The sequence below is a fragment of the Stenotrophomonas sp. YJH_SMC_27 genome (assembly GCF_059369815.1).
Window position 1 is genome coordinate 102,987 of sequence record NZ_JCAFTA010000010.1, and the last position, 20,861, is coordinate 123,847.

The window sequence follows — 20,861 nt, forward strand, 5'->3', positions numbered from 1 at the left end:
TTCTGGATGCTACGCCGTTGCCCCACGCCCTGCAAGGACTTTCGCCTGAACGGAAAACGGCCGGGTTTCCCCGGCCGTTTCCACTTACCACTTCAAGCGCTGATGGATCAGAACTTGTACTTCAGGGTCAGCTGCATCGACCAACGCGACACGGCGGTGTTGCCCTTGTCGTTGTTGTTTTCCTGCACCGACGGGTTGTCGGTCGAACCGGTGAAGGAGTACACGTACTTGCCGGTGGCCGGATCGATACCTGCGTAGTTGGCAACGCGACGGGTCGAGTAGAAGCCGTAGTCGTCGATCAGGCCCCACTTCTTGTTCAGCAGGTTGCCGACATTCATGATGTCCAGGGCGACTTCACCCTTGTGCCCCTTCATGAAGCCCGGGAATTCCTGGCTGACGCGGACATCGAAGCTGTTGACCCACGAGGCGCGGTGGCGGTTGGCCGGGACCACGCTGCCGCGGTAGGCATCGAGTTCCGGATTCTGCGCCAGCCAATCGAAGAACTGCTTCTCCATCGCGGCACCACCGGTGAACAGCACGTCGCCCGGACCCTTCGGCACGTAGAACAGGTCGTTGGTGGTGGCACCGTCGCCGTTGGCATCGTTGTAGAAGATGTAGCTGTACGGACGGCCCGAGCGACCTTCGTAGAACAGGCCCACGCGGGTGGCGTTGTCACCGAAGAAGTTGTGCTTCCACTCCAGGGTGCCGGTGACGCGGTCCTTCATCGCGTAACGCGAATTGTAGGCCACGTTCTCATTGGCGTTGAAGATGAGCGTGTTGTTCCAGTTCGAGGTGTTCTGCGAGCTGGACAGCGGGCTGACCTCGGTCGACTTGGTGTAGGTGTAACCCAGCGACCAGCCCCAGTTCTCGGTCAGCGGCTTGGCCAGCGAGAAGGTGGCCTGGGTGCCGCGACCCTTGTCGGTATTGCGCAGGACCAGAACGTCGCCGATGTCCTTCGGACGGTTGAAACGATCAACTGCATTTTTGGTACCGGTGGAGATGCCGTAGTCGACACCCTTATCGATGCGAGTGTTCGCCGAGTTGCGTCCAGCATCGTTCCAGTAGATCGCACGGCCATCCTGACCGAAGGCGGTCGGCGCCGACACGTCCAGACGGTCGAAGTAGATGCCGTCCTTGACCTTGGTGAACAGCACTTCGGCCGACGCGACGATGCCGTACCACGGCAGCTCATGGTCGAACGCCAGGTTGGCCTTCCACACCGACGGCAGGCGGGTGCCCGGCGCGATGATGTCGACGTTCTGACGGGCCGAAGCCGGGCCACCGGCCGGGATGTACGGGTTGTTGCCGTCCGGAGTGAAGGCACCGGCCGGGATGCTGCGCTCGTCGTACTCGATGTAGTTCAGGCCGGTGTTCTGGTAGGCACCTGCCAGCCACACGTTCGGGGCGGCGCCGCCGAACAGGCCCACGCCACCGCGCAGCTGGGTCGGGCGATCGCTGTCGAAGGTGTAGTTGAAGCCGACGCGCGGCTGCACCAGGTTCTTGTCGACCAGCTTGGTGTTGTTGAAGCCGTACAGCTGCTCGATGCGCGGGTTGTACAGGCGCTGGGTGCTGAAGTCAGGCATGTCGATGCGCACGCCGAACATCAGGTTCAGGTTGTAGTTGATCGCCCAGGTGTCCTGCACGAACACGCCGGTGTTCTTCAGGGTGAAGTCGGCCGGGATGTCGCTGCGGCTGCCATCGGCGCGAGGAGCACGCAGCTGGTAGCGCGAAGCCTTGCCCGCCAGGAAATCGTTGACGCTGTTGAATTCGTACACGCCGTTGAGGTTGCGGCCGTAGAAGTTCATCAGGTCATTCTTCGAGTAATCGAAGCCGAACTTGACGGTGTGGTCACCGATGTACCAGGTACCGGCACCAAAGGCGCTCAGTTCCTTCGACTCGACGATGTTGACGTGGGTGTTCTGTTCGGTACCGACGTACAGCGAATCGTTGCCCGACTTGATGCGGATCTGCGGCATGTCGACCAGCGGGACGCGGTTGGCCGAGTAATCCTTGTGCGAGACCTTGAACTCGGTCGAGAAGTTCTCGGACCAGTCACTGAACAGTTCGCCCATCCAGGTTTCGTACTCGGTGGGCTGCTGGTACCAGAAGTTGCTCAGCGAGATGGCGCTGCTGCTGACCTGCGGGAAGCGAACGACGTTCTGCTCCATCTTGTTGTAGCGCAGGGCCGCACGGTGGTTCTCGTTGATGTTCCAGTCCAGCTTGACCGCATACTCCTCGATCTCGGTCTTGCTGTTCGGCGCCGTCAGGCTGCCCGGATCGTAGCCCAGCTTGCCCAGGAAGTTCTGGACGTCGGTGATCTGCTGCTGGGTGATGGTGCCACGGCCGATCGGCGTGTCGCTCAGGGCGACGCCGGCAGCCGAGCGTTCGTACTTTTCATAGTTGGTGAAGAAGAACAGCTTGTCCTTGACGATCGGGCCGCCGAAGGTCATGCCGTAGGTCTTCTCGTCCTCGAAGCCGTTGAAGTCCTGCTTGTCACCTTCCAGGCGCGAACGGACCATGTCCTTGTCGCGGTACGAGCCGTACACGGTGCCGTGGAATTCATTGGTGCCCGACTTGGTCACGGCGTTGATCACCGCACCGGTACCACCGGCGATGGTGGTGTCGTAGTTGGCCAGGTCGATGTTGATTTCCTGGATGGCGTCCATCGACACCGGCTGACGCTCGGTCGGCAGGTTGTTGGAGCCCAGGCCGAACGGATCGGAGGCGCTGATGCCGTCGATGCGGATGGCGTTGTAACGGGTGTTCTGGCCACCGGCCGAGATCGCGCCGTCAGCCTTGCTGACCTGCGAGATGCGCGGATCCAGGCGGACGTAGTCCTGGATGTTGCGGCTGGCCGACGGCAATGCATCCATCGTTTCGCGGGTCACGTTGGTGCCGGTGCCCATCTTGTTGGCGCTGAACAGATCCAGGCCGCCGGCAGTGGCGACAACGTTCACCGCGTCCAGGTTGGTCGCAGCCAGATCACCGCCCAGGTTGGCATTGACGGTGTTGACCTGGTTCAGGTTCAGGTAGACACCTTCTTCGGTCTTGGTGCCTTCACCGGGCTTGGTGATGGTGATGGTGTACGGACCACCCACGCGCAGGCCGCGCGCGTTGTAGCGACCCGACGCATCGGTGGTGGCACGCGAAACAGTGCCCGACTCGGTGTGCGTGATGGTGACTTCAGCGCCGGCAACAGGCTGGCCTGCGGCGGACATCACCTGGCCGCCGACACCGGCGGAGGTGCTGCTCTGGGCGAAGGCGGGAGCGGCAGCAAGTGCAGCCACGAGACCAAGGGTAAGCTTGGACATCCGGAGTGGGTGGGTCATTTTTCGGTAGCCTCGATGCGAGTTGGCGATGGCGGAAAAAAAGCGCATCCAAGCAGCCCTGCGGGTGGCTGATCGGAGAGTTATCTGGGGTTCCCTACCGTTCGGCTGAAGGCAGCCCTAACGGTTAACACTAGATTAACACGCTACGCCATCAATGTGACGGTTGTGCGACAAACGGCACCGGTTCGCAACGCAATCGTGACGGGCTCTTCACTCCGTCTTTCCCCGGCACTCACTCCGCAGGGGGCGCCTCGCTGGCATCGAGAATCTTGCCCCGCCAGACGGCGCCAGCGCCCGACAACAGGGCCACCGCCGCGGCGGCGGCGGCCTCCGGGCCTTGGGCGGCCGGGTCCTGGTCGACGGAATAGGCCCGGGCCCGCAGGGCTGTGCGCAGCGGACCGGGGTACAGGCCACTGACCCGTACCGGGCTGCGGCCGAGTTCGTCGTGCAGACTGGCGATCAGGCCACGAAGGCCATGCTGGGCCACGCCATAACCGCCCCAGTAAGCCTGCCCCACCCGTTCGGGAGCATCGACCGCAAACACCAGCGCCGCATCTTCACGCTGCCGCAGCAGCGGCAGGCAGGCCTGGGCCAGCCAGGCCGGCGCGGTCAGGGTGACGTGCACCGCGCGGGCGAAACTGGCCGGGTCGGCCAGTTCAAACGGGGTCAGGCCAGGGAAGTGAGCGGCACAGACCAGCAGGCCGTCCAATCGCCCCAGCTCGCGCTGCAGGGCCTGGGCCAGCTCGGCATAGTCGTCGGGGCCCGCGCCTTCCAGGTCCAGTGGATACAGCAGCGGCTCCGGGCCGACCGCCTGCACCTGGGCGTAGACACGGTCCAGGCGGCGCGGCTTGCGGCCCAGCAGGACCACGGTGGCACCGGCGGCCGCAGCAGCCACTGCCGCCGCACTACCCAATCCGCCACCGGCACCGGCGACCAGCACTACGCGATCCTGCAACGGGCGGCCATCGAGCGCCCCGTCGGCCGGTGACGTCGATGGCCAGGCACTCATCCCTGGGTCGCCTCTTCGACGATGCGCTTGAGCTCGCCGGCTTCGAACAACTCCAGGACAATGTCACAGCCACCAATCAACTCACCGTTGATGAACAGCTGCGGGAAGGTCGGCAGGTTGGAAAAGCGCGGCAGGTTGGCGCGGATCTCGGGTTCTTCCAGCACGTTGACGGTGCGCAGGGTGACGGCGCCGGCCGCCATCAACGCCTGTACCGCGCGGCTGGAGAAGCCGCACATCGGGTATTGCGGGGTGCCCTTCATGAACAGCACGAGCGGGTAACGATCGACCTCGGCCTGGATTTGCTGCATTACCGCCACAACCACACTCCTTGCTTCGCCGGACAAACCGACCGCGGTGGTCGGCTAGACTGCCCACGGTAGCCGCCATTGTAAGCGGATGGAACCGGCTGCCGCCGCCCCTCTGGCCACGAACCTGTCCATGCCTGTTGAATTGCCTGCCCTGCCCTACCTTCCCGGCTCCCTGCAGCCGCACCTGTCCGCACAGACCGTGGAACTGCACCACGGCCGCCACCATCGCGCCTATGTGGATGCCGTCAACGCCGGCATCCTCGGCACCGAGTGGGAGGAAGCGTCGCTGGATGAGATCGTCCGCCACGCCCAGGGCAGGCTGTTCGATGCGGCCGCCCAGGCCTGGAACCACGGCTTCTATTGGCAGTGCCTGCGGCCGCGCGGCGGCGGCGAGCCGCAGGGCCGATTGGGCGAGCTGGTCAAGCGCCAGTTCGGTGACGCGCAGCGCCTGCGCGAGGAGTTCAACCGCACGGCGTTGGGCCTGTTCGGCTCGGGCTGGGTATGGCTGGTGCAGCACCCCGGTGGCCAGCTCGGCATCCAGGCCACCCGCAACGCCGGCACGCCGCTGACCGGCGAAAGCACCCCGCTGCTGTGCTGCGATGTATGGGAGCACGCCTACTACACCGAGTACCAGAATGACCGGGCGCGTTACCTGGACGCCTTCTGGCAGCTGGTCAACTGGGAATTCGCCGAAAGCCAGCTGCGCTGATCCCTGTAGAGCCGAGCCCATGCTCGGCTGCTGTCCGGCCAGCCGAGCATGGGCTCGGCTCTACAGATCACGCTTCACGCGTTCTCGTGCGCGGCCACCGCGTCCATCACCCGTGCCGAATACACCAGCGCGGCGCCTGCATTGAGCGACACCGCCACGCCCAGTGCTTCGGCGATTTCCTCGCGGCTGGCGCCATGCTTCAGCGCTGCATCCACATGTACGGTGATGCAGCCATCGCAGCGGGTGGTCACCGCCACTGCCAGCGCGATCAGTTCGCGGGTCTTGGCATCCAGATGGTTGGTCTGGGCGCCGGCATTGGCCAGGGTCGCGTAGCCCTTGACCGTGTCCGGCGAGAGCTTGCCGATCTCGCCGATACGGCCCTTCAGTTCCTTGCGGTAGGCATTCCAGTCGAGCATGGTCGTGACTCCTGTGAAAGGAGCTCCACGCTACCACCGGCAATGGTGCGCCGATGCCTGCACCGGCGCGCCACACCGTTGCAGGCATACAAGGTTGTGCCGGCCATTGGCCGGCACGCCCGGGCTCAGCTATTGCGCAGCGCGTGTACCGCCGGCGCCACCTGGGCCTGGCGGTCCAGTTCCAGGCCAACCTGATCCAGCGCATCGGCCAATGCAGCGGCATCATCGTCGCGCAACGTGGCGTGGCCGACCTTGCGGCCCTCGCGCGGCTCCTTGCCGTAGTCGTGCCAGTGGCCGCTGGCCTGGGCCAGTACCGGTGCCGGGTCGGGCATCACGCCCAGCCAGTTCAGCATGCAGGCGTGACCCAGCATGCGGGTGCTGCCCAGCGGCAGGCCCAGCACGGCGCGCAGGTGATTCTCGAACTGCGAGGTTTCGCTGCCTTCGATGGTCCAGTGGCCGGAGTTGTGCACGCGCGGCGCCATCTCGTTGGCCAGCAGTTCGCCATCGCGGCAGAACAGCTCCAGCGCGAACACGCCGACGTACTGCAGGTGCTCGGCAACGCGGCGGGCATAGCCGATCGCGGCCTGCTGCTCGGTGTCGGACAGCACGGCCGGGGCCACGCTGGCCGACAGCACGCCGTCGACATGCCAGTTGCCGGTGACCGGCCAGGCCTCGAAGCTGCCATCGCGGCCACGCACGGCAACCACGCTGACTTCGCGCTGGAAGGCCACGAAGCCTTCCAGGATCAGGCCGGTACGCTCGACCTGTGCACCCAGCGCATCCCACGCGGCATCGATGTCGGCCTCGCTGCGCAGGCGGAACTGGCCCTTGCCGTCATAGCCGAGGCGACGGGTCTTGAGGATGCACGGCAGGCCGAATTCGGCGGCCTTGGCGGCCAGTTCGTCGCGGCTGCGGATATCGGCGAAGGCCGGCAGCGGAATGCCCAGCTGCTGGAACAGGGTCTTCTCGCTGAGCCGGTCCTGTGCGACAGCCAGCGCCGACGGCGGCGGGTAGACCGGCACGCGGTCGGCCAGCCACTGCGCACTGTCGGCCGGCACATTCTCGAAATCGAAGGTGACCACATCGACCTTGGCAGCGAAGTCCGCCAGGGCCTGGCGGTCATCGAAGGCGCCCACGGTGAGCGGCGCCAGCGGGCCGCTGCAGGCATCAGCGGCCGGGTCATACAGTTCGAAGCGCAGCCCCAGCGGCGCACCGGCCAGGACCATCATGCGGGCGAGCTGGCCGCCGCCCAGGATGCCGACGGTCAGGCTCATTGGCGCGGATCGTCGTGGGCCATCACGTCTTCGGTCTGGCGTGCACGGAAGGCATCGAGCGCCTGGCCGATCGCCGGCTGGTCGCTGGCCAGCATCGCAGCGGCGAACAGCGCGGCGTTGGAGGCGCCGGCGTTGCCGATGGCAAAGGTGGCGACCGGGATACCGGCCGGCATCTGCACGATCGACAGCAGCGAATCCATGCCGTTGAGGGCCTTGGACTGCACCGGCACACCCAGCACCGGCACGGCGGTCTTGGCCGCGATCATGCCCGGCAGGTGCGCGGCCCCGCCTGCACCGGCGATGATGGCCCGCAGGCCACGCGGGCCCGCCTGCTCGGCGTAACTGAACAACACATCCGGCGTCCGATGCGCGGACACCACCTTCACTTCGAACGGAACACCCAGGGCTTCTAGCTTCTGGGCGGCGTGCTGCATGGTTTCCCAGTCGGAACGGGAACCCATGACGATGCCGACAAGCGGCGCGATCGGGTTGGGGGTCATTGGCCGTCACCTGCCTTAAAGACGTATTCTAGCCATCTTCCACGCAAGACGAATAACCATGGATCGCAAGCTGCTCGACCTGCTGGTGTCGCCGGACACCCGCCAGCCCCTGTCCCTGCTGGATGGCAAGGGCCTGGAAGCCCTCAACAAGGCCATTTCCGCCGGCGCGGTGACCAAGGCCGATGGCAACCCGCTGGCGCAGCCGCTGCGCGAGGCACTGGTCACCCGCGACCGCAAGCAGGTCTTCCGCGTGGACGATGGCATTCCGGTGCTGCTGGCCGAGGAAGCCATTCCCACCGCCCAGATCGCCGACTTCCCGGCCGCATGAGCGCGCTGCCGACGCCGGACGCGGCCGTTGTCGCCGCCGATGTCGCGCGTGCGCTGGCCGAGGACCTGGGCAGCGGCGACGTCACCGCTGCGCTGCTGCCCGACCAGGCCGACAGCGCTTACCTGCTCTGCAAGCAGGACGGAGTGATCGCCGGTCGCCCCTGGTTCGACGCCACCCACCGCGCACTCGACCCGGAGGTGCGCATCGAATGGCGTGTCTCCGAAGGTGACCCGGTCACTGCCGGCACCGTGCTGGCCCTGCTGCACGGGCGCAGCCGCAGTCTGGTCAGTGCCGAGCGCACCTCTCTGAATTTCCTGCAGACGCTGTCCGGCACCGCCACCACCACCGCCCGCTACGTAGCGGCAGTGGCCGGTACCGGCACGCGCATCCTCGACACCCGCAAGACCCTGCCCGGCCTGCGCCTGGCGCAGAAGTACGCGGTGCGCTGCGGCGGTGGCGAGAACCACCGCTTCGGCCTGTACGACACGGTGATGCTGAAGGAGAACCATATCCGTGCCGCCGGTTCGCTGGCCGCAGCGGTGGCCGCCGCACGCCGGCAGTGGCCTGCGCTGCCGCTGGTGGTGGAGGTCGAAGACCTGGCGCAGCTGCGCCAGGCGTTGGAAGCCGGGTGCGAACGCATCCTGCTGGACGACTTCAGCCCCGACCTGCGTCGCGAAGCCGTACGCATCACGGCCGGCCGCATTCCACTGGAAGTCTCCGGCAGCGTCGGCCTGGGCGGCCTGCGTTCGATCGCCGAAGACGGCGTGGACTGCATCTCCATCGGCGGGCTGACCAAGCATGTGCAGGCCATCGATCTGTCGCTGAAGCTGGGCCCGCCTCCGGCTTGAGGCCTGCGGGACGTTGTCGAGCCTACGCTCGGCTGCTTCTCGATCTGCGGCGCGCCCTGCCCCCGCTTTGCGCGATGAGCCGAGCGTGGGCTCGGCTCTGCACGACCGGAACGCCTTCACGGCTCGGCTACGGCCGCCTCTGCGACGCTGCGGGCACCCCCCACAGGAGCCGCGCATGCGCCGGATGCTCTTGCCTGCCTGCCTGCTGCTGGCCGCAGCGCCCTTGTCCGCAGCGGCCGCCGAAGCCTGCGACGTACCGCCCCGCTTCGGCCTGAGTCCGTTGGCGCTGGCCATCCGCAACACCGCCTGCAATGAGCACCGGCTCTGGTACCGGCCCTTCATCGATCGTGAAGGCCGTGCCGCCAGCCTCAGCGTCACCGAGGCCGAAAGCGATCACCTGGCCGACAACGGACTGATCGCCTGGCAGCGCGTGGCTGGCTACTGGCGAAACAGCGGCACGCTCAACGCGATGGGCAGCATCGCCGGCGCCAGCAGCTGCCTGGCACCGCTGGGCACGCGCTACACCGACAGTGACTGCCGCGCGTTCCTGATCGACAACCCGTGGTCGGCCGCGTTCATCTCCTGGGTAATGGTGCAGTCCGGCGTTCCTGGCTTCAATACCTCGCCTCGCCACATCGACTACATCCGTGCCGCATACCAGGGCGGCCCCTCGGGCGTGCCGTACCGGCTGGTCGACCCGGCCACGGCCAAACCCGCGCCGGGCGACCTGCTGTGCTTCCTGCGCGACCGCAGCACCACGCTCAGCTACAGCGGGCTGGTGCAGGCGCTGGGCAACGGCTCGGTGGGCCACTGGAAGTCGCATTGCGAAGTGGTGGTGGCAGCCAACCTGGGGGGCGACCAGACCCTGTACCTGGTCGGTGGCAACGTGATGAACACCGTAGCGATGCGGCTGCTGCCGCTGGACCGCACCGGGCTGATCAAGCTGCCACCGGCGCGCGAACGCAACAGCACCGGCATCGACCCGAGCTGCACGCCAGGGCGCGAGGACGAATGCAGCTTCAACCGCCAGGACTGGGCAGCCCTGCTGCAGCTGACTGCAACCTCACCGCTGGTGATGCCCTCGCCCACTGCGACGCCGATGCAGCCCACTCCGGCACCGCAACCGATCATCGTGCCCGCGCAGCCGGTGTCCAGCGAACCGCAGCCGCGGCGGTGAGTGCAGCGCTTGATCCAGCGCGCGTTCGCCGCCATCTTTGCGGGATCGACCTCTGACGGCTGACGCCATGCCTACACTGCTGCTGTTGCTGATTGCCGGCGGAATCATCTACTTCTTCTGGAACGCGGCACGCTCGGCCGCAGAGCGCGCCGTTGAATTGGGCCGCAATGCCTGCCGCGCAGCTGATGTGCAATGGCTGGACCAGGCGGTGCACGCCACCGGCCTGCGCCTGTCGCGGGGCGAGGATGGCCGGCTTGGGTTCGAGCGCACCTTCAAGTTCGAGTATTCCTACGATGGCATCGATCGCCACGTGGGTCGCATGGTGCTGCGTGGCGACCAGTTGATCTCGTTCACCGGCCCCGGCGCGGCGCGGATCAGCCAGATCCGGCCGGATGCGGAGGATGCCGAGGATGTGTAAGGGCTGAAGGCGTGCCGACCAACGGTCGGCACCCACCGTTACCTGGTTACTTGACCACGCGCAGGTTCGGCCGCCCCTTCGGCGGCGGGCTGGCTGGCGGCGTATCGTCCGGCGGCGTGCCTTCCTCGTGCAGCAGTTCGTCGCTGGTCGGCGCGGTTTCGCTGCCCGGGATATCATCCGGCAGCGCCATGCCCTGCCCGGTCTCGCGGGCATAGACCGCCAGCACGGCGCTGATCGGCACCTGCACCGGGTAGCTGGTACCGGAGAAGCGCGCCGAGAAGCTCACCATCTCGTTGTCGATCATCAGCCGTACGACGGCACGTTCGGCGATGTTGAGCACGACCCGGCCATCCTTGACCGCCGAAGGCGGCACCTGCACGCCGGGAACGCCGGCGTCGACCAGGATGTGCGGGGTCAGCTGGTTGTCGTTGATCCATTCCACCAGCGCCCGCAGCAGGTACGGGCGGTGGCTGGTCATGTGGAAGAAGTCTTCGGTCATGCGTGAAGTGTACGCGCCCGGCGCCCCGCCGGGGCGGATCGCCAGCACGCCGGTCGGCGTGCAGACGGGTAACGCGGGCCGGATCAGGCCGGCAGGTCGCGCAGCTTCTTTTCCTGCTCGGTCAGGCTGCGGACGAAACCGGGGTGGCGGAAGATGCGGTTACCGTAGTCCTCAATCGCCTTGCCATCCTTCGGAAGTGGCACATCCAGCGATTGCAGCCGCCAGATGATCGGGGCCATGGCGCAGTCGGCCAGGCTCATTTCCGGGTTGAGGAAGAACTTGCTGGCCTTGAACAGCGGAAGCGAGGCGGTCAGCAGTTCCTTCAGGCGCTTGCGCCCGGCCTCGGCCTGGGTCTTGTTGCCCAGCTGGATGGCCTGCACCTGTGGCACCCAGTCGTGCTCGATGCGCAGCATCGCCAGGCGGATGCGCGCACGCGACAGCGGATCGACCGGCATCAGCGGCGGATGCGGGTAGCGCTCGTCCAGGTACTCGCTCACCACCGACGCGGCGTAGAGCACCAGCTCGCGCTCCACCAGGGTCGGCACCGAGTGGTACGGATTGAGATCGATCAGGTCTTCGGGCGGGTTCTGCGGATCGACCGGAACGAAGTCGAAGGTGACGCCCTTGGCCGCCAGGACCAGGCGCACCCGGTGGCACAGCACATCGTCGTTCGAGGAAAACAGCGTCAGTGTATTGCGCATGCGTACGCTCGCCGCCATCAAAGGCTCTCCCACGACAGGAGACCGCCTGCCGCATCGGCGCCGCCGGCACCGTGCCGACGGTCGACTCCTCCCCGAGTGTGCAACCGACCATCACAAAAGCCAATAGGCCCGTGCGATGGCCGGCGGCCGAATCAGTGGACGTCCTTCCAGTATTCCTTCTTCAGCAGGTACAGCAGGAAGGTCAGCAGGGCCAGGAACAGGATCACCCACACGCCCAGCTGCTGGCGCTTGAGCGCGGCCGGCTCGCCGGCGTATTCGAGGAAGTTGGTGATGTCGCGCACCGCCTGGTCGTACTGCCCGGCATCGACCGATCCCGGCGTTTCAATCTTCAGGCCGGTCACCGGCGGGTCCATGCCGGGGCCTTCGGCCTTGCCATGCACGGCGTGCTGCAAGCCCTGCATCTCCCACAGCGGGTTCGGCATGGAGGCGTTGGCGAACAGCGCGTTGTTCCAGCCCAGCGGCCGGCTGCTGTCCAGGTAGAACGACTTGAGGTAGGTGTAGACCCAGTCGCTGCCGCGCACGCGCGCGATCAGGCTGAGATCCGGCGGCATCTTGCCGAACCACTTCTCCGCGTTCTCCTTGGGCATCGCCACCGGGATCGGGTCGCCGATCGCCGAGCCGGTGAAGTTGAGGTTGTTCATCACCTCTTCTTCGGTCAGGCCCAGGTCCTGCGCCATCCGCGAATAGCGCAGGTACTTCAGCGCATGGCAGCCGGAGCAGTAGTTCATGTACAACTGTGCGCCGCGCTGCAGCGAGGCGCGGTCACCCAGATCGTTGCCTGCCTGCAGCAGCTTGGTGCCGCCCTCGGCGGCGGAGGCCAGGAAACTGCCCAGCATCAGGGTGGCCGCCAGGGCCAGCCGGACCATCCAGCGCTCAGTCATGCGTGGTCACCCTCTCCGGTACCGGCTTGGTCTTGTCCAGCCTTGTCCATAGCGGCATGGTGATGAAGAAGGCGAAGTACAGGAAGGTCAGCACCCGCCCGATGTAGGTTTCATGCACGTCGGTGCCCGGGCCGGAGCCGATCACGCCCAGCCACACGAAGCACACCGCCAGCACGCCCAGCATCACCCTCGAGATCCAGCCGCGGTAGCGCACCGATTTCACCTTCGCCTTGTCCAGCCACGGCACCAGGAACAGGATCGCGATGGCCGAGAACATCACCAGCACGCCACCGAGCTTGTTCGGCACCACGCGCAACATCGCGTAGTACGGCGTGTAGTACCAGACCGGCTTGATGTGCTCCGGGGTGACCAGGCGGTTGGCCTCGGTGAAGTTGTCGTGCTCCAGGAACAGGCCGCCGAAACCAGGCGCGAAGAAGATGATGAAGGCGGCGATGATCAGCAGGAAGCCGGCGCCTACACCATCCTTGAGCGTGTAGTACGGGTGGAACGGAATACCGTCGGCCGGAGCGTTCGGCGACCAGCGGTTGCCCTTCGGCCCCTTCTTGATCTCCACGCCATCGGGGTTGTTCGAACCCACTTCGTGCAGCGCGCCCAGGTGCAGTACCACCAGCAGCAACAGCACCAGCGGCAAGGCGATGACATGCAGCGCGAAGAAGCGGTTGAGCGTGGCGTCACTGGGCAGGTAATCGCCCATGATCCACTCGGTCAGGCCGTTGCCGATCACCGGTATGGCACCGAACAGCGAGATGATCACCTTGGCGCCCCAGAACGACATCTGGCCCCACGGCAGCACGTAGCCCATGAAGGCTTCGGCCATCAACACCAGGTAGATCAGCATGCCGAGGATCCACACCAGCTCGCGTGGCTTCTGGTAACTGCCGTACAGCAGGCCACGGAACATGTGCAGGTAGACCACGATGAAGAACAGCGAGGCACCCGTGGAGTGCATGTAGCGGATCAGCCAGCCCCACTCCACGTCCCGCATGATGTACTCGATGGAGCCGAACGCCTCGGCGGCGCTGGTCTTGTAGTGCATCGTCAGGAAGATGCCGGTGACGATCTGGTTGACCAGCACCAGCAGCGCCAGCGAACCGAAGTAGTACCAGATGTTGAAGTTCTTCGGCGCGTAGTACTCGCTCACATGCTTGCGATAGACCGGCATCAGGCCCGGCGCGCGGGCATTGACCCAGTCGGCCACGCCGCTGGCGGTACGGCTGAGGATATTGGCCATCAGGCAGCCCCCTGCGGATCGACACCGATGATGATGGTGTTGTCGTCCTGGTAATGGTGCGCGGGCACCTTCAGGTTGATCGGCGCCGGCACGTCCTTGAAGACGCGTCCGGACATGTCGAAGCGCGACTTGTGGCAGGGGCAGAAGTAGCCGCCCTTCCACTGCGGGTCGTAGGGCTCAGGCCGGATTTCGGCGACCATTTCCGGCGAGCAGCCCAGGTGCGTGCACAGGCCGACCAGTACGGAGATGTCCGGCTTGATCGAGCGCAGTTCGGGGTTCTGCTTCAGCACGTAGTCCGGCTGCTGGTCCTTCTCGCCGGACTCGGGGTCCTTGAGACGGCCGTCCAGCCCATGCAGCGCATCGAGGATGGCCTTGGACCGCTTGACGATCCAGATCGGCTGGCCACGCCATTCCACGATCAGGCGTTGGCCTTCCTGCAGGGCGCTGATATCGGCCACCACCGGTGCGCCGGCAAGCTTGGCGCGGGCACTGGGGTTCCAGGATCTGATGAAAGGAACGGCGGTGAATCCGACGCCGACGGCGCCCACCACGGCTGTGGTGGCAGAAAGAAAACGCCGACGTCCGGTGTTGACTGGATCGTGTACCCCATCGTTGGCCATCCGGCACTCCGATATTGATTAGGTAGCTTTAAGGCTGCCAGCGGATCCGGTGGGGGCCAGAGCCGCATTGAATCGCGGTCGAGTGTAGCGGAACCGTCGCGCGCCACACAACGCTCTTTGCAAGGAGTGCCGGCTGACAGTCGGCACCCACCTGTTCAAGGGAGTGCCGACCAACGGTCGGCACCTACTGGTGACTCAATGCGGTGCGGTAACGCTCGGCCAGCTGCCCGACCCGGCGCACGTAGTACTGCGTCTCGCTGTAGGGCGGCACGCCACCGTGGCGGTCGACCGCGCCCTCGCCGGCGTTGTAGCCGGCCGCAGCCAGGGTCAGGTCGCCATTGAAGCGCTTCAGCAACCACGCAAGATACTGCACGCCACCGCGGATGTTCTGCCCGGCATCATAGGAATCGCTGACCCCGAAGCGGGCCGCGGTCGGCGGCATCAGCTGCATCAGGCCCTGCGCGCCGGCGCGGCTGAGCGCGGTCGGGTTGTAGGCCGACTCGGCGTGGATGATGGCGCGCACCACGGCTTCTTCGACGCCGAACTCGCGTGCGGCCGAGGTGATCTCGGTCTGGAACGCGGTGGTGTTCAAGCGCACCGAACCGAAGTCCACGCGTGGGTTGACGCCACAGGCATAACAGCGCTCCATGAAACTGTAGCGGATGGTACGCACCGGGCCGAGGTTGGCGACCTGGGTTGGCCGCGCACTGGTGTAGTGGCGCACCCCATCCTTCATGAAGGAATAGACCTGGCCGCTGACCATCCGCCCGGCCCGCGAGGCCGTCGGTGCCGCAGCAGGCGCGGGGGCAGCAGGCGTCGACGCGACCGCAGTGGGCGCAGCGGCGCTGGCCGCCACGGCGACCGGATTGCGTTCGATGCTGGCCACCGTGGTCGGCGCAGGCTTCGGCGCGACCACCACAGGGCGCGGTGCCGGCCGGGTATCGCGGCTGTAACTGATGCTGCTGCAGCGCGCGCCGGCCACTCGCTTGCTCACGTAGCTGGTGACCCCGTCGGCGCCCTGGCACTTGTACAGGGTGCCGGCGCTGGCCGGCGCAGCGGTCAGCGCAGCGATGATGATCGCCGTTGTCCCCAGTATCCCCTTCATGCCGCGAGTGTCCCAGCTTCGCCGGGGCTTGCCAAGCGACGTGGCTCAGCCTGTGACCGGCGGCACAGCCAGCACCTGGCCCAATCCGGCCAAACGCTGTGCCAGCTCATCGCGCAGGCCCGGCGGTGTGGTCCACAACGCCACCGGCACCCGGTCCAGGCTGAGGATCTGCGCCAGCATCATGCCGCGGCTCTCGGCGCCCATGCGCAACAGGCAATGGCCGGCACCATCAGCCTCCAGCACACCACACCACGGTGGGATGCGACCTTCCAGCTCGGTGCGGCTGCCGGCCAGGCGGACGATGGCCTGCAGTGCGAACGGCGCCTGGCTGACCGCCTGCCGCACCATCACGTCCGGAGGGGCTGGCGTGCGCCGGTGCAGGCCCGGCTCGGAGCACTCACGTACGGCACCCATGCGGTCCACGCGCAGAGTGCGCCAGTCCTGCCGCCCCAGGTCCCAGGCAAGCAGATACCAGCGCCGCCCGTAATTGACCAGGTGCTGGGCCTCGACCTCGCGCTGGGTGACCGCGTCCTGCGCACTGCGGTATGCGAAGGCCAGCCGCGACGCCTGCCGACAGTGCTGGGCCAGCCGTCCGAGCAGGCGTGCGTCGGTGGACGGAAGGTCGGACAGGGTGGCCGTCGCCGCATGCACCTCCCCGGCCTGCCGGCGGCGGCGGGTCGGCACCAGCGGGTCGAGCTTGGACAACAGGCCCCGCGCAGTGTCGTCGATGCCGGCGACGGTCGCAGACGCGGCACGCAGGGCGATGGCCAGGGTGGTTGCCTCCTCCTCGTCCAGCAGCATCGGCAATACCGGCGCCCCCGCCCCGAGCTGGTAGCCGCCGCCCACCCCTGACGAGGCGTGGACCGGGTAGCCCAGCTCGCGCAGGCGCTCGATATCGCGGCGGATGCTGCGCCGGTCCACGCCCATGCGCTCGGCCAGCTCAGCCCCGGACCACTGGCGGCGGGCCTGCAGCAGGGCGATCAGGCGCAGCAGTCGATGGGCGGTATGGCGCATGAAGAATCGAGGACAGAAGTCGTCCGCAATAGTGCCCCAGGATGGCTTCCAGTTCACCACCCACCGCAAGGAGCAATGCCATGACCTCACGCCAGATCACCCTGTACCACGCCGCCCGATCCCGCTCGAGCGGCGCCGTGGCTCTGCTCGAAGCGCTGGGTGCCGACTACCGCATGCAGGTGCTGGACCTGAAAGCCGGCGCCAACCTGGCTCCGGCCTATCTGGCCATCAACCCGATGGGCAAGGTGCCGGCCATCGTCCACAACGGCGCACTGGTGACCGAGCAGGTCGCCATTTATCTGTACCTGGCCGACCTGTATCCGGAAGCCGGGCTGGCACCGCCGATCGGCGACGCCCTGCGCGGCCCCTACCTTCGCTGGATGGCCTTCTACGGCGCCTGCTTCGAGCCAGCGATGATCGACAAGGCGATGCGCCGCGAGCCACCGCCGCGCCTGATGTCACCGTACAACGATGCGGACACCGTGCTGCAGGTGGTCGAGGCCCAGCTGGCACAGGGTCCCTACCTGCTCGGCGGGACGATGAGTGCCGCCGATGTGCTGTGGGGCAATGCGCTGGCCTGGACCACGGCCTTCGGCCTGGTGCAGCCTGCGCCGGCCACGGCTGATTACATTGCGCGGATGAGCGCGATGACCGCCTTCGACCGTTCGCGGCAGATCGATGCGGAGCTGGCAGCGGCATAAGCAGCGCCGGAGCAGCGCCGGCCGGCTTTCCTTGTAGAGCCGAGCCCACGCTCGGCTGGCTTCAGTAGAGCCAGGCCATGCCAGGCTGCCCCATGGGAAGCGGGAAGAGCAGCCGAGCGTGGGCTCGGCTCTACAAGGGCGCGGCGGCTGGCGCGGGATGCGGGTAGAATTGCCCGCTTTCCCGCCACCCGAATGGATTAAGCGCCATGACCGGGACGCCAGACGTCTTTCCGCCCGCCACGCCGGGCGGTACCCCGCTCGTTGCCCTGCCCGCTGGTCCGCGCAAGCCTGACCAGGTCAAGGGCAAGCTGTACATCAAGACCCACGGTTGCCAGATGAACGAGTACGACTCGGCCAAGATGGCCGACGTACTTGCCGCCAGCGATGGCCTGGAACTGACCGACAGCCCGGACGACGCCGACGTCATCCTGGTCAACACCTGCTCCATCCGCGAGAAGGCGCAGGAGAAGGTGTTCAGCCAGCTGGGCGTGTGGAAGGGCCTGAAGAACAAGGGGCGTGAGGTCATCATCGGCGTGGGCGGCTGCGTGGCCTCGCAGGAAGGCGAGGCGATCATCAAGCGCGCGCCGTTCGTTGACCTGGTGTTCGGCCCGCAGACCCTGCACCGCCTGCCGGAACTGATCCGCGCACGCCGCGAGCAGAAGCGCCCGCAGGTGGACATCAGCTTCCCCGAGATCGAGAAGTTCGACCGCCTGCCCGAGCCGCGCGCCGAAGGTCCCTCGGCATTCGTGTCGATCATGGAAGGCTGTTCCAAATACTGCTCGTTCTGCGTGGTGCCCTACACCCGCGGCACCGAAGTCAGCCGCCCGTTCGAGGACGTGGTGGTGGAAGTGGCGCAGCTGGCCGCACAGGGCGTGCGCGAGATCAACCTGCTCGGCCAGAACGTCAATGCCTACCGAGGGCCTTATGGGGACGGCGAATTCGCCGACCTTGGCCTGCTGATCCGTACCATCGCCGAGATCGACGGCGTCGGCCGCATCCGCTTCACCACCTCGCATCCGCTGGAGTTCAGCGATTCGCTGATCGATGCTTTCCGCGACGTGCCGCAGCTGGCCAACTTCCTGCACCTGCCGGTGCAGGCCGGCAGCGACCGCGTGTTGTCGGCGATGAAGCGTGGTTACACCGCACTGGAATTCAAGTCGAAGATCCGCAAGCTGCGCGCGGTGCGCCCGGACATCTCGATCAGCTCGGACTTCATTGTCGGCTTCCCCGGCGAGACCGATGCCGACTTCGAGAAGACCATGAAGCTGATCGAGGACATCGGCTTCGACCACAGCTTCTCCTTCATCTATTCGCGCCGCCCGGGCACGCCAGCGGCCGATCTGGAGGACACGATCAGCGATGCCGAGAAGCACGCTCGCCTGTCGCGGCTGCAGGAGCGCATCAATGCGCACGCCGCCAGCATCTCGGAGAAGATGGTCGGTACCGTGCAGACCGTGCTGGTGGAAGGGCCGTCGCGCAAGAATCCGAACGAACTGACCGGCAAGACCGAGAACATGCGTTCGGTGAATTTCCCGGCGCCTGCGCGGTTGATCGGCCAGTTCGTGGATGTGCTGATCACCGAAGCGCTTACCAACTCGCTGCGTGGGCGCGTGGTGGCGGAATAAGGTGTGCCGACCAACGGTCGGCACCTACCGGAAATGATGCCGGCCAGCGGCCGGCACTACCGAATGACGGGCCTCAATCCAGGCGCTTGCGGAAACGCAGGATCGCCAGCGTCATCATCACCACGATGAAGGCCAGCAGCGCCAGCGCGTCGTGCCACAGCTCCCATAGGGAGGCGCCGCGCAGCATGATGCCGCGCACCAGGCGCAGGAAGTGGGTCAGCGGCAGCACCTCGGCCAGCCACTGCACCGGCCGCGGCATGCCGGCGAACGGGAACATGAAACCCGACAGCAGGATCGACGGCAGGAACAGGAACAGCGTCATCTGCATCGCCTGGAACTGCGAACGCGCGCGCGTGGAGATCAGCAGGCCCAGCGCCAGGTTGGCCAGCACCAGCAGCACCGCGGCCAGATAGATGTCCAGCAGGCTGCCGCGGATCGGCACTTGGAACAGCCAGGTACCCAGCGCCAGCACCAGGGTGGTCTGCAGCAGGCCGATCGCTGCATAGGGCAGCACCTTGCCGACCATCAGTTCGCTGCGCGATACCGGCGTGGCGATCAGCAGTTCCATGTTGCCGCGCTCGCGCTCGCGCACCACCGCCACCGCCGTGAACATCACCAGGGTCATGGTCAGGATCACCCCGATCAGGCCGGGCACGATGTTCACCGCCGAGCGCCGCTGCGGGTTGTAGAAGCTGGTCACGCTGATTGGACCACCTGCGATGCTGCCTTCGCGTAGCGGCCGCGTATTGCTGGTCGGGCGCGCATCCAGTGGCACCTGCGCCAGCTGGATCGCCGCACTCTGCACCACGGTGTCGCTGCCATCGACCAGCACCTGTACCGCTTCGCGTCCATCGAAGCGGCGACGCTCGAAGTCGGCCGGCACCACGATGCCGACACTGATCTCGCCACGGCGCAGTGCCTGCATCAGCTGGTCGGGCGTGTACGCCTCGCTGCGCGGCGTGATCACGCCGGTGGCGACCATGTCCTGCACCAGCGCGCGCGAGGCGGCACTGTTGGCCTGATCGGCGACACCGGCATCGAGGTGACGCAGGTTGAGATTGATCGCATAGCCGAACAGCAGCAGCTGCATCACCGGAGTGCCGACGATCATCGCCAGCGTGATGCGGTCGCGGCGCAGCTGCCGCAGCTCCTTGAGCACGATCGCCCACAGCCGGCGCAGGTTCATGCCGCCGGCTCCCGGCCACGGCCGCGGGTGGCGGCGACGAACACGTCTTCCAGGTTCGACGCTACGGTTTCGATGTGCGCTTGCGGGTCGGCGCTGGCCAGCGCGCGCCGCAGCACTGCGACATCCGCTACGCCCTCATTGCACAGCACGCGCAGATGGGTGCCGATCTGCGCCACGCTCAGCACGCCGGGCAGCTCGGCCAGCACGCGGCTGGCCTGGCGTGGCTGCGATGACGTGACCTGCAGCGTGCGGCCGTCCAGCTTCGCACACAGTTCGGCCGGCGTGCCATCGGCGACCAGCGCGCCACGATCAAGAATAGCCAGCCGGTGGCAGCGCTCGGCTTCGTCCATGTAGTGGGTCGAGACCAGCACGGTGGTACCGGCGTCGGCAAGTTCAAACAGGGCCTCCCAGAAGTCGCGGCGTGACTCCGGGTCGACCGCGCTGGTCGGCTCGTCCAGGAACAGCAGTTCGGGCGAATGCACCACGGCGCCGGCCAGGGCCAGGCGCTGCTTCTGCCCGCCGCTGAGCGTACCGGCCAGCTGCGGCTGCCGGTCCTGCAACCGGTACTGCTGCAGCAGCGCATCGACCCGTTGCCGGGCCTGGTTGCGCGGCAGGCCCTGGATGGCGGCGAGGAATTCCAGGTTCTCGCGTACCGATAGGTCTTCGTACAGCGAGAAGCGCTGGGTCATGTAGCCGATGCGCCGGCGCAGTGCTTCGGCCTGCTCGGGAACCGCCAGGCCCAGCACCTCGATCTGCCCCGCACTGGGTTCCAGCAGGCCGCACAGCATGCGGATGGTGGTCGACTTGCCCGACCCGTTCGGGCCCAGGAAACCATAGACCTGGCCACGGGGCACGGTCAGGTCGACCTTGTCCACGGCCAGCAGATCGCCGAAGCGGCGGGTCAGGCCCTGCGCATGCACTGCGATGTCCGCACCGGTGT

At 66.6% G+C, this 20,861-nt stretch carries 22 protein-coding genes; 7 read left to right on the forward strand and 15 right to left on the reverse strand.

Going from position 1 to position 20,861, the window contains the following annotated elements; translation table 11 throughout:
* Positions 1 to 107: 107 nt before the first annotated feature.
* From AC5P7R_RS15660 to grxD, 3 genes are all read right to left on the reverse strand, one after another.
* Positions 108 to 3,329 (reverse strand): TonB-dependent receptor, encoded by a 3,222-nt coding sequence (locus AC5P7R_RS15660; protein WP_021203584.1) that lies wholly within the window; start codon positions 3,327 to 3,329, stop codon positions 108 to 110.
* A gap of 232 nt (positions 3,330 to 3,561) precedes the next feature.
* Complete coding sequence (locus tag AC5P7R_RS15665; RefSeq protein ID WP_021203583.1) at positions 3,562 to 4,338, reverse strand: SDR family NAD(P)-dependent oxidoreductase; 777 nt, start codon at positions 4,336 to 4,338, stop codon at positions 3,562 to 3,564.
* Complete coding sequence (gene grxD, locus AC5P7R_RS15670) at positions 4,335 to 4,655, reverse strand: Grx4 family monothiol glutaredoxin (protein ID WP_005408852.1); 321 nt, start codon at positions 4,653 to 4,655, stop codon at positions 4,335 to 4,337. The genes AC5P7R_RS15665 and grxD overlap by 4 nt, the downstream gene beginning before the upstream one ends.
* 121 nt (positions 4,656 to 4,776) lie before the next feature.
* On the opposite strand from grxD, the gene AC5P7R_RS15675 reads away from it, so the two are divergent.
* Positions 4,777 to 5,355: a superoxide dismutase gene (locus AC5P7R_RS15675; RefSeq protein WP_058979595.1), complete on the forward strand. Its 579-nt coding sequence runs from the start codon at positions 4,777 to 4,779 to the stop codon at positions 5,353 to 5,355.
* Between the two features lie 74 nt (positions 5,356 to 5,429).
* Here AC5P7R_RS15675 and AC5P7R_RS15680 read toward each other — a convergent pair whose 3' ends face one another.
* The 3 genes from AC5P7R_RS15680 to purE all read right to left on the reverse strand — a co-directional run bounded on the left by AC5P7R_RS15680 (position 5,430) and on the right by purE (position 7,545).
* Positions 5,430 to 5,771, reverse strand: a complete 342-nt coding sequence (locus AC5P7R_RS15680) for a carboxymuconolactone decarboxylase family protein (RefSeq protein WP_019659022.1) — start codon at positions 5,769 to 5,771, stop codon at positions 5,430 to 5,432.
* Between the two features lie 125 nt (positions 5,772 to 5,896).
* Positions 5,897 to 7,045 carry a 5-(carboxyamino)imidazole ribonucleotide synthase gene (locus tag AC5P7R_RS15685; RefSeq protein WP_227853859.1) on the reverse strand — a complete coding sequence of 383 codons (1,149 nt, stop codon included), beginning with the start codon at positions 7,043 to 7,045 and terminating at the stop codon, positions 5,897 to 5,899.
* Positions 7,042 to 7,545, reverse strand: a complete 504-nt coding sequence (gene purE / locus AC5P7R_RS15690) for a 5-(carboxyamino)imidazole ribonucleotide mutase (RefSeq protein WP_005412808.1) — start codon at positions 7,543 to 7,545, stop codon at positions 7,042 to 7,044. The genes AC5P7R_RS15685 and purE overlap by 4 nt, the downstream gene beginning before the upstream one ends.
* A 58-nt stretch (positions 7,546 to 7,603) precedes the next feature.
* Between purE and AC5P7R_RS15695 the strand changes: the two genes are divergently transcribed.
* The 4 genes from AC5P7R_RS15695 to AC5P7R_RS15710 all read left to right on the forward strand — a co-directional run bounded on the left by AC5P7R_RS15695 (position 7,604) and on the right by AC5P7R_RS15710 (position 10,316).
* Positions 7,604 to 7,873, forward strand: coding sequence for a Trm112 family protein (locus AC5P7R_RS15695; protein ID WP_019659024.1), 270 nt, complete (start codon positions 7,604 to 7,606; stop codon positions 7,871 to 7,873).
* The gene (gene nadC, locus AC5P7R_RS15700) at positions 7,870 to 8,721 is read left to right on the forward strand and encodes a carboxylating nicotinate-nucleotide diphosphorylase (RefSeq protein ID WP_021203580.1); all 852 of its coding nucleotides are present in this window, start codon (positions 7,870 to 7,872) and stop codon (positions 8,719 to 8,721) included. Before AC5P7R_RS15695 ends, nadC begins: the two co-directional genes overlap by 4 nt.
* 175 nt (positions 8,722 to 8,896) lie before the next feature.
* Entirely contained in the window at positions 8,897 to 9,898 is a 1,002-nt protein-coding gene (locus AC5P7R_RS15705; RefSeq protein WP_227853858.1) for a DUF2272 domain-containing protein, read from the forward strand.
* A gap of 67 nt (positions 9,899 to 9,965) precedes the next feature.
* Positions 9,966 to 10,316: a DUF3301 domain-containing protein gene (locus AC5P7R_RS15710; protein WP_049423257.1), complete on the forward strand. Its 351-nt coding sequence runs from the start codon at positions 9,966 to 9,968 to the stop codon at positions 10,314 to 10,316.
* Positions 10,317 to 10,362: 46 nt separating this feature from the next.
* Here the strand turns inward: AC5P7R_RS15710 and AC5P7R_RS15715 are convergent, their stop codons facing one another.
* The 7 genes from AC5P7R_RS15715 to AC5P7R_RS15745 all read right to left on the reverse strand — a co-directional run bounded on the left by AC5P7R_RS15715 (position 10,363) and on the right by AC5P7R_RS15745 (position 16,409).
* Positions 10,363 to 10,815 carry a ClpXP protease specificity-enhancing factor gene (locus AC5P7R_RS15715; RefSeq protein WP_019659028.1) on the reverse strand — a complete coding sequence of 151 codons (453 nt, stop codon included), beginning with the start codon at positions 10,813 to 10,815 and terminating at the stop codon, positions 10,363 to 10,365.
* An 83-nt stretch (positions 10,816 to 10,898) separates the two neighbouring features.
* Positions 10,899 to 11,534 (reverse strand): glutathione S-transferase N-terminal domain-containing protein, encoded by a 636-nt coding sequence (locus AC5P7R_RS15720; protein WP_021203577.1) that lies wholly within the window; start codon positions 11,532 to 11,534, stop codon positions 10,899 to 10,901.
* 134 nt (positions 11,535 to 11,668) lie between these two features.
* Positions 11,669 to 12,418 (reverse strand): cytochrome c1, encoded by a 750-nt coding sequence (locus tag AC5P7R_RS15725; protein WP_058979545.1) that lies wholly within the window; start codon positions 12,416 to 12,418, stop codon positions 11,669 to 11,671.
* On the reverse strand, positions 12,411 to 13,670 hold the full coding sequence (locus tag AC5P7R_RS15730; protein WP_019659030.1) for a cytochrome b: 1,260 nt from the start codon (positions 13,668 to 13,670) through the stop codon (positions 12,411 to 12,413). Before AC5P7R_RS15730 ends, AC5P7R_RS15725 begins: the two co-directional genes overlap by 8 nt.
* Entirely contained in the window at positions 13,670 to 14,290 is a 621-nt protein-coding gene (petA, locus tag AC5P7R_RS15735) for a ubiquinol-cytochrome c reductase iron-sulfur subunit (RefSeq protein ID WP_021203575.1), read from the reverse strand. The genes AC5P7R_RS15730 and petA overlap by 1 nt, the downstream gene beginning before the upstream one ends.
* A 184-nt stretch (positions 14,291 to 14,474) precedes the next feature.
* A complete protein-coding gene (locus tag AC5P7R_RS15740) occupies positions 14,475 to 15,395 on the reverse strand; it encodes a lytic transglycosylase domain-containing protein (RefSeq protein WP_019659031.1) in 921 nt (306 codons plus the stop codon).
* 45 nt (positions 15,396 to 15,440) lie between these two features.
* The gene (locus tag AC5P7R_RS15745; RefSeq protein ID WP_495214031.1) at positions 15,441 to 16,409 is read right to left on the reverse strand and encodes a helix-turn-helix transcriptional regulator; all 969 of its coding nucleotides are present in this window, start codon (positions 16,407 to 16,409) and stop codon (positions 15,441 to 15,443) included.
* An 80-nt stretch (positions 16,410 to 16,489) separates the two neighbouring features.
* Between AC5P7R_RS15745 and AC5P7R_RS15750 the strand changes: the two genes are divergently transcribed.
* A complete protein-coding gene (locus tag AC5P7R_RS15750) occupies positions 16,490 to 17,110 on the forward strand; it encodes a glutathione S-transferase family protein (RefSeq protein ID WP_111097898.1) in 621 nt (206 codons plus the stop codon).
* A 206-nt stretch (positions 17,111 to 17,316) separates the two neighbouring features.
* Positions 17,317 to 18,735: a tRNA (N6-isopentenyl adenosine(37)-C2)-methylthiotransferase MiaB gene (gene miaB / locus AC5P7R_RS15755; RefSeq protein ID WP_021203571.1), complete on the forward strand. Its 1,419-nt coding sequence runs from the start codon at positions 17,317 to 17,319 to the stop codon at positions 18,733 to 18,735.
* A 73-nt stretch (positions 18,736 to 18,808) separates the two neighbouring features.
* On the opposite strand, the gene AC5P7R_RS15760 is transcribed toward miaB, so the two are convergent.
* Positions 18,809 to 19,921 carry an ABC transporter permease gene (locus AC5P7R_RS15760; protein ID WP_495214032.1) on the reverse strand — a complete coding sequence of 371 codons (1,113 nt, stop codon included), beginning with the start codon at positions 19,919 to 19,921 and terminating at the stop codon, positions 18,809 to 18,811.
* Positions 19,918 to 20,841, reverse strand: coding sequence for an ABC transporter ATP-binding protein (locus AC5P7R_RS15765; protein ID WP_227853855.1), 924 nt, complete (start codon positions 20,839 to 20,841; stop codon positions 19,918 to 19,920). Before AC5P7R_RS15765 ends, AC5P7R_RS15760 begins: the two co-directional genes overlap by 4 nt.
* Between the last annotated feature and the right edge of the window lie 20 nt (positions 20,842 to 20,861).

Coding starts and splice junctions, on each gene's coding strand:
- AC5P7R_RS15660 (WP_021203584.1), bottom strand. CDS start 3,329: ATGACCCACCCACTCCGGATGTCCAAGCTTACCCTTGGTCTCGTGGCT.
- AC5P7R_RS15665 (WP_021203583.1), bottom strand. CDS start 4,338: ATGAGTGCCTGGCCATCGACGTCACCGGCCGACGGGGCGCTCGATGGC.
- AC5P7R_RS15675 (WP_058979595.1), top strand. CDS start 4,777: ATGCCTGTTGAATTGCCTGCCCTGCCCTACCTTCCCGGCTCCCTGCAG.
- AC5P7R_RS15680 (WP_019659022.1), bottom strand. CDS start 5,771: ATGCTCGACTGGAATGCCTACCGCAAGGAACTGAAGGGCCGTATCGGC.
- AC5P7R_RS15685 (WP_227853859.1), bottom strand. CDS start 7,045: ATGAGCCTGACCGTCGGCATCCTGGGCGGCGGCCAGCTCGCCCGCATG.
- purE (WP_005412808.1), bottom strand. CDS start 7,545: ATGACCCCCAACCCGATCGCGCCGCTTGTCGGCATCGTCATGGGTTCC.
- AC5P7R_RS15695 (WP_019659024.1), top strand. CDS start 7,604: ATGGATCGCAAGCTGCTCGACCTGCTGGTGTCGCCGGACACCCGCCAG.
- nadC (WP_021203580.1), top strand. CDS start 7,870: ATGAGCGCGCTGCCGACGCCGGACGCGGCCGTTGTCGCCGCCGATGTC.
- AC5P7R_RS15705 (WP_227853858.1), top strand. CDS start 8,897: ATGCGCCGGATGCTCTTGCCTGCCTGCCTGCTGCTGGCCGCAGCGCCC.
- AC5P7R_RS15710 (WP_049423257.1), top strand. CDS start 9,966: ATGCCTACACTGCTGCTGTTGCTGATTGCCGGCGGAATCATCTACTTC.
- AC5P7R_RS15715 (WP_019659028.1), bottom strand. CDS start 10,815: ATGACCGAAGACTTCTTCCACATGACCAGCCACCGCCCGTACCTGCTG.
- AC5P7R_RS15720 (WP_021203577.1), bottom strand. CDS start 11,534: ATGGCGGCGAGCGTACGCATGCGCAATACACTGACGCTGTTTTCCTCG.
- AC5P7R_RS15725 (WP_058979545.1), bottom strand. CDS start 12,418: ATGACTGAGCGCTGGATGGTCCGGCTGGCCCTGGCGGCCACCCTGATG.
- AC5P7R_RS15730 (WP_019659030.1), bottom strand. CDS start 13,670: ATGGCCAATATCCTCAGCCGTACCGCCAGCGGCGTGGCCGACTGGGTC.
- petA (WP_021203575.1), bottom strand. CDS start 14,290: ATGGCCAACGATGGGGTACACGATCCAGTCAACACCGGACGTCGGCGT.
- AC5P7R_RS15740 (WP_019659031.1), bottom strand. CDS start 15,395: ATGAAGGGGATACTGGGGACAACGGCGATCATCATCGCTGCGCTGACC.
- AC5P7R_RS15745 (WP_495214031.1), bottom strand. CDS start 16,409: ATGCGCCATACCGCCCATCGACTGCTGCGCCTGATCGCCCTGCTGCAG.
- AC5P7R_RS15750 (WP_111097898.1), top strand. CDS start 16,490: ATGACCTCACGCCAGATCACCCTGTACCACGCCGCCCGATCCCGCTCG.
- miaB (WP_021203571.1), top strand. CDS start 17,317: ATGACCGGGACGCCAGACGTCTTTCCGCCCGCCACGCCGGGCGGTACC.
- AC5P7R_RS15760 (WP_495214032.1), bottom strand. CDS start 19,921: ATGAACCTGCGCCGGCTGTGGGCGATCGTGCTCAAGGAGCTGCGGCAG.